Source organism: Brevibacterium yomogidense, from assembly GCF_900163715.1.
GTDB lineage: Bacteria > Actinomycetota > Actinomycetes > Actinomycetales > Brevibacteriaceae > Brevibacterium > Brevibacterium yomogidense_A.
Map to the genome: position 1 here is coordinate 148,506 of NZ_FWFF01000003.1, position 12,435 is coordinate 160,940.

General features: G+C 69.1%; 13 protein-coding genes. 7 read left to right on the forward strand and 6 right to left on the reverse strand.

All coding sequences use genetic code 11. From position 1 onward, the window contains the following. Complete coding sequence (locus tag FM105_RS03430; RefSeq protein WP_087004804.1) at positions 1 to 270, forward strand: exodeoxyribonuclease VII small subunit; 270 nt, start codon at positions 1 to 3, stop codon at positions 268 to 270. 47 nt (positions 271 to 317) lie between these two features. Here the strand turns inward: FM105_RS03430 and FM105_RS03435 are convergent, their stop codons facing one another. Then, positions 318 to 1,025, reverse strand: a complete 708-nt coding sequence (locus FM105_RS03435; RefSeq protein WP_179207048.1) for a DUF4245 domain-containing protein — start codon at positions 1,023 to 1,025, stop codon at positions 318 to 320. A 100-nt stretch (positions 1,026 to 1,125) separates the two neighbouring features. Between FM105_RS03435 and glpX the strand changes: the two genes are divergently transcribed. From glpX to FM105_RS03450, 3 genes are all read left to right on the forward strand, one after another. Next, a complete protein-coding gene (gene glpX / locus FM105_RS03440; RefSeq protein ID WP_087004810.1) occupies positions 1,126 to 2,265 on the forward strand; it encodes a class II fructose-bisphosphatase in 1,140 nt (379 codons plus the stop codon). Further along, a complete protein-coding gene (locus tag FM105_RS03445; RefSeq protein ID WP_373270415.1) occupies positions 2,262 to 3,023 on the forward strand; it encodes a carbonic anhydrase in 762 nt (253 codons plus the stop codon). Before glpX ends, FM105_RS03445 begins: the two co-directional genes overlap by 4 nt. A 96-nt stretch (positions 3,024 to 3,119) precedes the next feature. After that, entirely contained in the window at positions 3,120 to 4,523 is a 1,404-nt protein-coding gene (locus tag FM105_RS03450; protein ID WP_087004813.1) for a class II fumarate hydratase, read from the forward strand. A gap of 216 nt (positions 4,524 to 4,739) precedes the next feature. Here FM105_RS03450 and FM105_RS03455 read toward each other — a convergent pair whose 3' ends face one another. Both FM105_RS03455 and FM105_RS03460 read right to left on the reverse strand, forming a co-directional pair. Further along, entirely contained in the window at positions 4,740 to 6,038 is a 1,299-nt protein-coding gene (locus FM105_RS03455) for a PhoH family protein (RefSeq protein WP_087004816.1), read from the reverse strand. A gap of 318 nt (positions 6,039 to 6,356) precedes the next feature. After that, positions 6,357 to 7,133, reverse strand: coding sequence for an isoprenyl transferase (locus FM105_RS03460; protein WP_087004819.1), 777 nt, complete (start codon positions 7,131 to 7,133; stop codon positions 6,357 to 6,359). A gap of 55 nt (positions 7,134 to 7,188) precedes the next feature. Here FM105_RS03460 and trhA point away from each other — a divergent pair, with 55 nt between their 5' ends. Continuing rightward, on the forward strand, positions 7,189 to 7,962 hold the full coding sequence (trhA, locus tag FM105_RS03465; RefSeq protein ID WP_087004821.1) for a PAQR family membrane homeostasis protein TrhA: 774 nt from the start codon (positions 7,189 to 7,191) through the stop codon (positions 7,960 to 7,962). Here the strand turns inward: trhA and FM105_RS03470 are convergent. After that, a complete protein-coding gene (locus FM105_RS03470; RefSeq protein WP_087004824.1) occupies positions 7,956 to 8,282 on the reverse strand; it encodes a hypothetical protein in 327 nt (108 codons plus the stop codon). The two genes, trhA and FM105_RS03470, sit on opposite strands and share 7 nt — an antisense overlap. Continuing rightward, positions 8,279 to 9,271: a mycothiol conjugate amidase Mca gene (gene mca, locus FM105_RS03475; protein WP_087004827.1), complete on the reverse strand. Its 993-nt coding sequence runs from the start codon at positions 9,269 to 9,271 to the stop codon at positions 8,279 to 8,281. Before mca ends, FM105_RS03470 begins: the two co-directional genes overlap by 4 nt. A gap of 197 nt (positions 9,272 to 9,468) precedes the next feature. Between mca and FM105_RS03480 the strand changes: the two genes are divergently transcribed. Both FM105_RS03480 and greA read left to right on the forward strand, forming a co-directional pair. Next, on the forward strand, positions 9,469 to 9,918 hold the full coding sequence (locus FM105_RS03480) for a DUF4307 domain-containing protein (RefSeq protein WP_179207049.1): 450 nt from the start codon (positions 9,469 to 9,471) through the stop codon (positions 9,916 to 9,918). Between the two features lie 201 nt (positions 9,919 to 10,119). Next, positions 10,120 to 10,614, forward strand: a complete 495-nt coding sequence (greA, locus tag FM105_RS03485; RefSeq protein ID WP_087004833.1) for a transcription elongation factor GreA — start codon at positions 10,120 to 10,122, stop codon at positions 10,612 to 10,614. 140 nt (positions 10,615 to 10,754) lie between these two features. Here the strand turns inward: greA and FM105_RS03490 are convergent, their stop codons facing one another. After that, positions 10,755 to 12,386, reverse strand: coding sequence for an AI-2E family transporter (locus FM105_RS03490; RefSeq protein ID WP_087004836.1), 1,632 nt, complete (start codon positions 12,384 to 12,386; stop codon positions 10,755 to 10,757). Positions 12,387 to 12,435: the final 49 nt, after the last annotated feature.

Here is a 12,435-nt window from a genome sequence, read left to right on the forward strand (position 1 = left end):
ATGGCAGATGAGCAGAACAGCACGACGACCGTTCCCGGCGGAGCGACGGACGGGATAGACGCGCTCAGCTACGAACAGGCTCGCGAAGAGCTCGTGACGACGGTGCGCACCCTCGAGGCCGGCAGCCTCACCCTGGAGGAATCGCTGCGCCTCTGGGAGCGGGGCGAGGCACTCGCCGATCGCTGCCAGAACTGGCTGGACGGGGCGAAGGACCGCTTGGAGAAGGCCCGTGCCGCCCGTGACGAGCAGGACGGAGCGGCGCAGGGCTGATCACCCATCGGCCGCTGGGCGGCCCTGGTGCTGATCAGTCGTCCTGATCAGTCGTCGGTCGCCACGGCTCCGACGGTCTGCACGGATTCCGCCGCGTACTCCTCGAGCGGGCCCCACTCGCCAGCGCCCACAAGCAGGAGGACGGTCCCGTCGGCCTCCCCCAGGAGCGCCTTGTCGGAGGAGTCGGTCCCCTCGAATCGCGTGAACGCGGTACCGGCCAGCTCGGACTCCCCCGTCTCCGCGAATTCCTCGAGGTACGACTCCGCCCACGCGTCGGGGGTCTCCTCTGCATCGGTCTGACGCAGCGACGCCCAGCCGTCGTCCCCGTCGACCCAGGACACGTACCAGGTCTCCACGGGAGGGGTCCCGCCCTCACCGAACGACGCGGCGTTCGCATGCCATCCCTCAGGCATCCCCGGCACCGCCAGGTCGAATCCTGCCTCCGGCTGCACGTTCTGGGCCACGGCGCCGTAGTCGACCTCGCGGGTGATGTCGCCCTCAGGACGCGGCGCGAGCGCAAGCGCGGCCAGCACCAGCACCAAGCACGCCAGCAGCGCGATCGCCATGTTCACCCAGTTGTAGTGCCGCCGGATCACACGCATCTCTTCGCGCGAGCCCGCCTTCGTGCGCGCCAGCGCCTTCTCGCCGGGGAACAGCTCCGGTTCCTCGTGCGGCCGCTCCGGTCCGGCGAGGCCGCCGTAGCGCGCGGTCGACGACGGGAGGGGCGGCGGGGTGGCATGCTGCTGGTCGTTCACACCTGCATTGTCCCCCGTCTCACCGCACGACGACCAATCGCCGTCCCGCCGCGACGATCCAGCGTCGGGTCCAGCCCGGGCAAGTGGCACAATGAGTGGCATGGCAGACAACTCCGCGCCCACGTCCCCCGGCGACGACGCCCCCGTCAAGGCTCACCACGCCGGAGGACGCGGCGATCCGGACGCCCCCCCGGTCACCGTGACGGATTCGTGGTCCGAGCGCCTGCGCATCCAGGAGGGCTCTCCCGATCGCAACCTCGCGCTCGAACTCGTGCGCGTCACGGAGGCGGCGGCCATCGCCGCCGGACCGTGGGTGGGCCGCGGCGACAAGCTCGCAGCAGACGGCGCAGCGGTCGCAGCCATGCGCAACGTGCTGTCGAGCGTGAGCATGGACGGCACCGTCGTCATCGGTGAGGGCGAGAAGGACGAAGCCCCGATGCTCTTCAACGGCGAACGCGTGGGCGACGGCTCCGGCGCCCAGGTCGACGTGGCAGTCGACCCCGTCGAGGGCACGACGCTCACCGCCCGTGGGATGCCCGGCGCGATCTCCGTCATGGCGGTCGCAGAGGCCGGCGCGATGCTCGACCCGTCAGCCGTCTTCTACATGGAGAAGCTCGTGGCCGGTGCGGAGATCGCCGATGTCGTCGACCTGCGGCTGCCGGTCGGCGAGAACATCCGCCGCGCCGCCAAGGCGAAGGGCACGGACACCAAGAACGTCACGGTCACGATCCTGGACCGCCCGCGCCACGAAGCGATGATCGACCAGGTCCGCGAAGCCGGCGCCCGCATCCGCCTCATCACCGACGGCGACGTCGCGGGTGCCATCGCGGCCGTGCGCCCCGGCACGGGCATCGACATGCTGCTGGGCATCGGCGGAACGCCGGAGGGCATCATCACCGCGTGCGCGATCAAGGCGCTCGGCGGCGTGATCCAGGGACGCCTGTGGCCGCAGTCCGACGAAGAGCGCCAGAACGCCGTCGAGCACGGACTCGACCTCGACACCGTGCTCTCGACGGATGATCTGGTCAGCGGCGACAACACCTACTTCGTCGCGACGGGCATCAGCGCCGGCGACCTGTTGGACGGCGTCCGGTACGAGGGCGACCGGGTCCACACCCACTCGCTCGTCATGCGATCGAAGTCGGGAACGGTCCGCAACGTCTACGCCGAGCACCGTCCGGACAAGACGCACTCCTACGAGGAAGCCGCGCGCGAAGCCGCACGGCGGGGCCTCGTCTGATGGCGGACACGACACAGCCGACGACGGGTTCCGAGGCCGCAGAGTCGACGGAGGCGCAGCCGGAGGCCTCCGCGGACAGGCGCATCGAGCGCACGAATCCCGCACGTCGCTTCATGACGCCCAAGGACGCGCTCCAGGCCGTCCTCGACGGGAACGAACGGTTCGTCTCCGGCACGCCCCTGCACCCGAACCAGGGGGCAGACCGTCGCAACGCGCTCGCGAACACGCAGGAGCCGTTCGTCTCGCTCTTCGGCTGCTCCGACTCCCGCGTCGCAGCAGAGATGATCTTCGACGTGGGCCTCGGCGAGATGTTCGTCATCCGGACTGCGGGCCAGGTCACGGACGGCGTCGTGCTGGGCACCCTGGAGTACGCCGTCGACCTCCTCAGCACCCCGCTCCTGGTGGTGCTCGGTCACGACAGCTGCGGGGCGGTGACCGCCGCACACGATTCGTTCGACTCCGGAGAGACGCCGGGCGGGTACATCGACGATCTCGTCGCCCGCATCATGCCGTCCGTCGCCCACGCCCGCGCACAGGGCCGCGAGGGCATCCCCGGCGCCGTCACGCAGAACACGATCGACACCGTCCACCGCATCCCCCAGCGCTCTCCGCTCATCAAGCGGGCCCTGCGCGAAGGCCGTCTGGAGATCGTGGGCCTCACCTACCGGCTGGACGACGGTCGCGTGAACACCGTGTCGCACCTCGGACCGATCGTGGACGCCAACGGCATTCCGGTCGATCTCCTCACCCGAACCTGACCCGATCCTCCAGCGCATCGACGGCCCCCGGCCGCAGACGCGCTGCACGCACCCACCAGATACCGCACCCCCTGACTTCGAGGAGTGAAGGAAAGAATGACGCAGGAATACCGCATCGAGCACGACACGATGGGCGAAGTGAAGGTCCCCGCTGACGCTCTGTACAGCGCACAGACACAGCGTGCGGTGGAGAACTTCCCGATCTCCGGCAAGACGCTCGAGCGCGAGCACATCGCCGCACTCGCCCAGGTGAAGAAGGCCGCAGCCTCCGCGAACGAGGAACTGGACGTCCTCGACGCCCAGCGCGCCGCGGCGATCCGCACCGCGGCGGACAAGGTGATCGCCGGCGACTACGACGCCCACTTCCCCATCGATGTCTTCCAGACCGGTTCGGGCACCTCGTCCAACATGAACACCAACGAGGTCCTCGCGACGCTCGCGAACCGGGAGCTCGAGGGCACCGACGTACAGGTGCATCCGAACGACCACGTCAACGCCTCGCAGTCGTCGAACGACGTGTTCCCGACCTCCGTCCACGTCGCCGTCGCGAACGCACTGGTGAAGGACCTGCAGCCGGCACTCGACGTGCTCGCGACCTCGCTGGAGAAGAAGGCGGAGGAGTTCCGCGACATCGTGAAGTCCGGTCGCACGCACCTCATGGATGCCACGCCGGTGACGCTCGGGCAGGAATTCGGCGGCTACGCCGCACAGGTCCGCTACGGCATCGAGCGCATCGACGCCTCGCTCCCCCGCGTCACGGAGGTCCCGCAGGGCGGCACAGCGGTCGGCACGGGCATCAACACCCCCGCAGGCTTCTCCGCCCGGGTCGTCGAGCTCCTCGCCGAGCAGACCGGCCTGCCCATCACGGAGGCGCGCAACCACTTCGAGGCACAGGCGAACCGCGACGGCCTCGTCGAGGTCTCCGGCCAGCTGCGCACCATCGCGTACGGCTTCATGAAGATCAACAACGACCTGCGCTGGATGGGTTCGGGCCCCAACACGGGTCTGGGCGAGCTCCAGATCCCCGACCTGCAGCCGGGCTCGTCGATCATGCCGGGCAAGGTCAACCCCGTCATCTGCGAGGCCGCCATCCAGGCCGCCGCCCAGGTCATCGGCAACGACACCACCGTGTCGCTCTCCTCGACCAACGGCGCCTTCGAACTCAACGTGGGCATCCCGGTCATGGCCGCGAACCTGCTCGAATCGGTCCGCCTGCTCGCCAACACCTCGCGGGTCATGGCGGAGAAGATGATCGACGGGCTCACCGCGAATGAGGAGCGCGCCCGCTTCCTCGCGGAGGCCTCACCCTCGATCGTCACGCCGCTCAACAAGGTGATCGGCTACGAATCGGCCGCGAAGATCGCCAAGTACGCCGTGGCGGAGAAGGTCACGGTCAAGGAGGCGACGATCGCGCTGGGCTTCGTCGAGGACGGCTCCCTCACGGAGGAGCAGCTCGACGCGGCCCTCGACGTCACGACGATGATCGGCGAGTACCGCTGAGCACGGCTCGCTGAGCATGTTCTGCTGAGGCGCGCGCACCGCGCCTCGATCCAGACACACGGCACCCCCGGGAGGATTCCTCCCGGGGGTGTCTTGTGCTCTCAGCCGGTAGCGGGCGATCGAGACGTCACTTCTGCACACGAATCGCCGCTTCCACGTGCCACAGTGACGTCTCGACGTGCGGAAACGACGTCACGACGCCTCAGCCGGCCTCACTCACACCAGCTCGGCTTCCTCCAGCACCTCGGTCACGAGCGCGGCGATCGCGGACCTCTCGGAGCGGACCAGCGTGTAGTGCGCGAACAGCGGATGCCCTGTCAGCCGGTCGATGACGGCGGTGATGCCGTCGTGCCGTCCCACCCGCAGATTGTCGCGCTGCGCGACGTCGTGGGTGAGGATGACGCGGGAGTTCTCCCCCAGCCGCGACAGCACCGTGAGCAGGACGGTCCGCTCCAGTGACTGCGCCTCGTCGACGATGACGAAGGAGTCATGCAGCGACCTGCCGCGGATGTGCGTGAGCGGAAGGACTTCGAGGAGCCCCCGGTGGACGACTTCGTCGATGACATTCTGGCTCACGAGCGCCCCCAGGGTGTCGAACACCGCCTCCGCCCAGGGGTTCATCTTGTCCCCCTCGGAGCCGGGCAGGTATCCCAGGTTCTGACCGCCCACCGCGTACAGCGGTCGGAAGACCTTGATGGACTGGTGGCTGTGGTCCTCGAGCACGGCCTGCAGCCCGGCCATGAGCGCCAGCGCGGACTTGCCGGTGCCTGCCCGCCCGCCCAGGCTCACGATGCCCACGGACTCGTCGGTGAGCGCGTCGATCGCGATGCGCTGCTCCGCCGATCGTCCGTTGACGCCGAACACCCCCTGATCGCCGCGGACCATTCGGATCCGATCGTTCCCGACGACGCGCGCGAGCCCGGAGCCGCGGGGACTCGTCAGCACGAGGCCCGTGTTGATCGATTCGTGCGCCACGGCGTCGGTCTGCAGCCAGCCCTCGTCGAACAGGGTCGACATCTCCTCCTCGTCGAGGCCCAGCGATGACATGCCGGTGAAGCTCGAATCTCCGGCCTGCTCGTTGAGGTACTGCTGGGCGGCGAGACCCAGCGACGCCGCCTTCACACGCATCGGCACGTCCTTCGTCACGACGACGACGGTGGACCCCTCCGCCTGCAGATTGCGAGCCACCGCGAGGATCCGCGTGTCGTTCTCCGCGCGGTCGAACGTGCGCGGCAGCTGGGTCGTGTCGACGTGGTTGATCTCCACACGCAGGGATCCACCGTCCTGACCGACCTGGAACGGACGGTCGAGTCTGCCGTGCTCCTCCCGCATCTCATCGAGGATCGCGAGCGCGCGGCGCGCGGTGTAGCCGAGCTCCGGATGGTGTCTCTTGCCCTCCAGCTCAGAGACGACCACCAGTGGGATGACGACCTCGTGCTCCGCGAACCGCAGCATCGCGCGCGGGTCCGACAGGAGGACAGAGGTATCGAGGACGTAGGTGACGAGTGCGCTCACGGCCGAGCTCCCCTTCAAGCTTCGAAGTCCGAGGCCGCGTCCCTGTCCTTCCCCGACGGGGCCCAGCCCCGGAGCCGGCTTCCTGCCGACACCTCCACGCTAGCCCCGTCCACGCCCCTGCGTTCGGACGCGGCGGGCGAGTCCCATGGCCATCGGGTGAACGACCGCTGAACCGCCGCCGAGGTCCCGGTCACCCGGTCGTCGCAGTCACCCGGTCCTCGCAGTCACCCGATCCTCGCGGTCACTCAGTCCTCCCGGTCACTCGATGCCCGCGGTTGCCCGATCCCCGCGGCCGCCCGGGTGCGCCGGCCGCGCACGCTACTTGCCGTAGCGGCGGTTGCGCTCCGCGTACGCACGCAGCGCGCGCAGGAAGTCCGTGCGCCGGAAGGCCGGCCAGTACGCCTCGCAGAAGTAGAACTCGGTGTATGCGCTCTGCCAGATGAGGAAGCCGGACAGCCGCTGCTCGCCGGAGGACCGGATGATCAGGTCCGGGTCCGGCTGGCCCTTGGTGTAGAGGTGCTCGGAGATCCCGTCCTCGGTGACGGACTCGATCGCGTCCTCGAGGGACCGCCCCTCGTCCAGACTCTCCCGCAGCAGTTCCCGGACCGCGGCGACGATCTCCTGCCGGCCGCCGTACCCCGCTGCGATGTTCACCCTGACGCGCGCGCGGGCGTGGTCGGTGGACGCCTCCACCGCGCCCTCGAGACGGTCGCGCAGAGCCGGAGGCAGCAGCGCCAGGTCACCGACGAGGTTCACCTCGATGCCGTCGCGCTGCGCGATGTCGTCGACCATGTCCGCGATGATCGTCCCGAGCGCCTCGACCTCTTCGTCCGACCGCTGGAGGTTCTCCTTCGACAGCACGTACAGGGTGACGACCTCGATGCTCAGCTCATCGCACCAGCCGATGAACTCGACGATCCGCTTCGCGCCGGCACGGTGCCCGTCCTCCGTCGTGGTGCCGAACTCCTTGGCCCACCGACGGTTCCCGTCGGTGATGACCCCCACATGGCGCGGCAGACGACCGGAGGGTTCGAGCCCCGCGGCGATGCGCCGGTTGTAGAGCCGGTACAGCCACGAGCGCGGCGACGTCGGCATAGATTCTCTCCTTGGGGGTGAGGTGCTTCCCAGCCATTCACCCTACTATCGGAGTATGGACCTTCTGGAGCACCCGAACGACGCCTCGTCCGCGTCCGCGGGCGACACCGCGCTCAGCGACAGCCCTGCGGCGAAGCCAGCCCGCGGGGCTCGCAAGCGCACCGCGCTGCGCCATGAGCTCACGAAGCTCGCGGGACAGATCCGTCCCAGCTGGCGCGGGTGGATCCACGCCGGGGCGTTCCCCGTGAGCCTGCTCGGCGGGCTGGCCCTCATCATCGTCTCCCCGACGATCGCGTCGCGGATCGCCGCCGCCATCTTCACCGTGACCGGCATGCTCCTGTTCGGCACATCCGCCGTCTACCACGCGGGACGCTGGAGGATGCGGATCCGCCTGATGCTGAGGCGCTTCGACCACGCGAACATCTTCCTCATCATCGCGGGCACCTACACACCGCTTGCCGTCCTCTGCCTCGAGGGGACCGCGCAGACCGCCCTCCTGGTCACCATGTGGTCGGCCGCGATCGTGGGAGTCCTCTTCCGCATCCTCTGGACGACGGCCCCCCGCTGGCTCTTCGTGCCCGTCTACGTGGGGATCGGACTCGCAGGCGTGGGCTATGTCCCCGGCATCTGGATGGAGAGCCTGCCCGTCGGGATCCTCGTCGTCACCGGCGGCGCCCTCTACATCATCGGTGCGGTCGTCTACGGCCTCAAGCGGCCCAATCCCGCGCCCACCGTGTTCGGCTTCCACGAGATCTTCCACACCTTCACGGTGCTGGGCTACGGCTGCCACCTCGCGGCGCTGCTCGTCGCCGCGTCACACGCCTACTGACGCGGTTCGTCGCCCGCCGCCGGCGTCCCCGCAGGAACATCGTCCACGGACGCCTGCGCATCGCTCCCATCCAGGGTCCCCGTGTTCTGGGGGCCCGTCCTGGGGCCGCGCTCGATCGGGATCGGATGGTAGCGGACCACGCCCGCCCGCGCCCGCATCCTGCGCTGGCGCTTGAGGAGGCTGCGGGCCAGCAGGACGACGGCGGTCGCGAGGAAGAACGTCGCGAGGAACCCGATCGTCCCGGGCGTCACCAGTTCGGCATCGGGGTAGCCGCCGTCAGCAGGCGGTTCAGTCGCGGCTGCGACGATGAGATCGATCATCGGTCCTCCTCCAGGACGGTGGGATCGACGGCATCGGGCAGGAGGTCATCCGGCACGACGTCTCCGTCATCGTCCGTCACCCCGGCGAAGAGGTCGGACTCGATGAAGTCCTGCGAGCGGTCCAGCGGGGGACGTCCGGTGCTGTCGTGGGCGAGCTCGAACTCCTCGGTGAGCCAGTGCTTCCGAGCCGCTGCACGGCCGCCGGAGAAGAATCCGCCGTTCGGGTCGATCTGGGTCGCATGGGCGATGAGGGCCTGATCCCGCACGGAGAAGAACTCCCCGCTGTGCACGCGCGCCGTCAGCCACGTGTGCCGCTCCTCGTCGCGCTTGGCGAACCACTCCAGCTGTTCCGCGAAGGGCGATTCCCCTCCCTCAGCCTCGATGAGTCGATGGATCTCGAGGAACTTCCGAGCGGACAGGTCCTGGTTGAAGTACACCTTCTGCACGCGCCACGGATCGCCCAGCTCCGGGTTCGACCCGCTCTGCGCCGCATGCTCCAGTGCCACCATCGACACGTCGTGCGTGCGGATGTGATCGGGGTGGGGATAGCCGCCCCGTTCGTCATAGGTCGTCACCACGTGCGGGCGGAACCTGCGGATGACGGACACGAGCGTCCGCGCGGACACCTCGATCGGCACGCGGTAGAAGCTGCCGCGGGGCGTGAGCTCGTCGGGATCGCCGTCCGGCAGTCCCGAATCGACGTAGCCTGCCCACACGTGCTCGACGCCCAGCGTCCGTGCGGCCTTCGCCATCTCCTCGCGACGCAGGCCCGCGATGTCGCGGATCGCTGCGGGCGAACCCTCCAGCGCGGGGTTGAGGATGTCACCGGCCTCACCGCCGGTCATCGTCACCACCATCACGCGAGCCCCCAGCGCGGCGTACTTCGCACTGGTCGCGGCGCCCTTCGACGCCTCGTCGTCGGGGTGCGCGTGGATCGCCAGGAGCCTGAGGCCCTCGTAGGGGGTGGTGGTGTGGGAACGATCCCGCATGGACGGATGACCTCCGGTCGGCGCACGGTGGCGCATGATGCTCGACTGCCCGCGCGCGGGCCCGCGCGCAGAGACCCCTCCAGGGTAGTCGCCGCACTGGCCGCCCACCCAATCGGAGCGGTGTTCGTCGCCCCACACCGTGCCGCGGTCCCGTCTCGCACGTCCCGTTCCCAGGCGGGTCTGGAACAATGGGGGACGTGACAGCCACTGCCGATCTCAGCTCCCGCTACGGGGGACGCCCGTCCCATGTCAGTCCCCCGCCGTCGGGACGCCGTCGGATGTCCCGCCCTGCGATCATCGCCACCGTCGTCGGCCTGGCCGCCGCGAGCGGAGTGGCCGCATGGTACGGGCTGGCCCCCAACCCCACGCCGGACGGCACGAAGGACGTCGGCTACGAGATCGTCGACTCGACGCTCACCCGCGCCACCTTCTCGGTCCAGCCCGACGACTCGCGCGACATCGTCTGCGCGGTCCGTGCCGTCAACGCCCACGACGCCGTGGTGGGGTTCACGGAGATCGACATCCCGGCGGATCCCGCAGCCGATTCCTCGACGCCGCAGGTCGTGACCACGGACATCGCGACCACCCAGCTGGCCGCGTCCGGTCATCACGAATCGTGCTGGTACGCAGACGACCCGCAGATCTGAGCACCCCGATGCGGCTCGGCGCACGCTACGACGATGCAGGTGACCTTGTGACCGGCGACATGACACGGTAGAATCGCGTTTTCAGGAACGATCCCGGATGGCGTCCCGCCTACCGGGATCATTCACTGCCGTACGCGGACCATCGGGTCCGCAGACCGAGGCCCGCAGCCCCTGCGGGCCTCTCGCACACGAGGAGGACCAATGACGGAAGAGGTCATCGGCGAAGAGACCTGGCTGAGCCAGGAGGCCTTCGACCGCCTCTCCAAGGAGCTCGAGACCCTGCAGGGCCCCGGACGCGCGGAGATCGCGGAGAAGATCGACTCCGCCCGCGAAGAGGGCGACCTCAAGGAGAACGGCGGCTATCACGCAGCGCGTGAGGAGCAGGGCAAGATCGAGGCCCGCATCCGCCAGCTGGAGCACCTCCTGCGGCATGCGACGGTCGGCGAGGCGAGCTCGGATCTGAGCGTCGCCTCCCCCGGCACCGTCATCACCGCGACCGTCGCCGGCCGTGAGATGCGCTTCCTGCTGGGCTCGCGTGAGATCGCAGGCGCGAACACGGACATCGACGTCTTCTCCGAGGCGTCACCGCTGGGAGCGGCCGTCAACGGCACGAAGGTCGGCGATTCGACGTCCTACGAGGCGCCGAACGGCAAGTCGATCTCTGTGACGGTCGACAAGGTCGACGCCTACAGCTGAGCAGGTCCGCTCGCTTGAGCACGTGAGCCGCTCTCGCGGCTCGGAGCATGCAGGAGGCCCGCACGGAAACACTCTGTGCGGGCCTCCTGCATGCTCAGCGCGGACTCGTCATCGCGCGCAGGTGACATGCTCCACTCGTGTCAGCGGCGCCCGTACCCGTGGTCGGACTCGCCATCTGCATCGTCCTCGGGGGCGTCCCCCTGATCCGCGCCATGCCGCGCACTGCTGTGATCGGCCGATCGCGGTTCGTCCGCCGCCGCACGTCCGCCGGCCGTTCCGCGCCCGCTCGCCGGGCCATGCTCCCCGGCGGCGTGGGCCTCGGCTGTTGCACCGTCGTCGGCGCCGGACCTCGCAGAGCGCGCCTGCGTGGACTCGTCCGCGAACGTGGCACGGGCGGAGCCAGGCGTCGTGTGCGCCTCCTGCTCGGGGACGGACGCGCCTGCGCCGGCCGGGACTGCCGTCCGGCCTCGGCGGTCCGCAGCCTCCGGATCGTATCGAGGCGGCTGATCGTCGTCCGGTCTGTCCTTCTCCTTCTGCTCGGCGAACATGTCGTCGCCGGCGAGGAAGCGCACGATGGTGTTCGCGACGGCGATGACCGGCACCGCGAACAGCGCACCCATGATGCCGAACAGGAATGCACCGGCCGCCACGGCCAGGACGACCGCGAGCGGATGCACGCTCACCGCCTTGCCCATGATGAACGGCTGGAGGACGTTGCCCTCGATCTGCTGCACCACCAGGACCACGCCCAGCATGATGAGAGCGGACACGAACCCCTGCGACACCAGCGCGACGACGACGGCGATGATGCCGGTGGCGACCGCGCCGACGATCGGGACGAACGACGCCAGGAACACGAGCACCGTCAGCGGGATCGCCAGCGGGATGCCCAGCAGCAGTGCACCGAGGCCGATGCCGATCGCATCGACGCCGGCGACGATGATCTGCACGCGCACGTACTGGACGAGCGTCTGCCAGCCCCGCAGTGCCGCGCCCTCCGTCTTCGCACGTGCGGGCTTGGGCATGAGTCGGACGGCCCACGTGAACATCCGGCGTCCGTCGTAGAGGAAGAAGAACGCGGTGAAGAGCGTGAGGAGGAGTCCCGTGGCGAAGGTGCCCACCGACGACACCGCACCCGCCGCGCCGCCGACCAGGTTCGAGGCGTTCTGCTCGAGGTAGGCGATGCCCTGCGCGAGGCCCTCATCGATGTAGCCGGAGATCACCGACGAGTCGATGCCGAAGGGGTTCGAGTTCAGCCAATCGCTGATCGTCACGAAGCCCGCGATGACCTGTCCCGACAGCTCTCCGAAGCCCGCGACGATCTGCTGTCCCACCAATGCGATGGTGCCCACGACGAGCACGAGGAAGCCGACGAAGACGACTCCGGCGGACAGGGCCCGCGGCCACCGGTGCCGCACCAGGAAGGCATGGATCGGGGTGAGCAGTGCAGCCAGGAGCAGGGCGATGAGTGCGGGCATCAGCACCAGCGAGACCGTCGACATCAGCCAGAACAGTGCGCCCAGAGCGATGGCGATGACGAGCGACCGCCAGCTCCAGGCCGCCGCCAGCCGGAACGGCGGAGAGACGTACGGTTCGTACGCGCCCCGGCCCCGTTCGTCGGCAGTGGGTTCTGCGAACGTCATGGGTCCGGTGGGCGGTGCGCCCAGGAGCACTCCGCCGGGATTCTGCGCGGCACCTTCACGGAGGTTCCTGAAGCCCTCCCATGCACCGCGGATCCGCTTCGTGAGATCAGGTCGCCTGTCGTTCGCCATAGCGCCATGCTATATGCCGGAATCACCGCGATCGGGATGTCATCCGGCA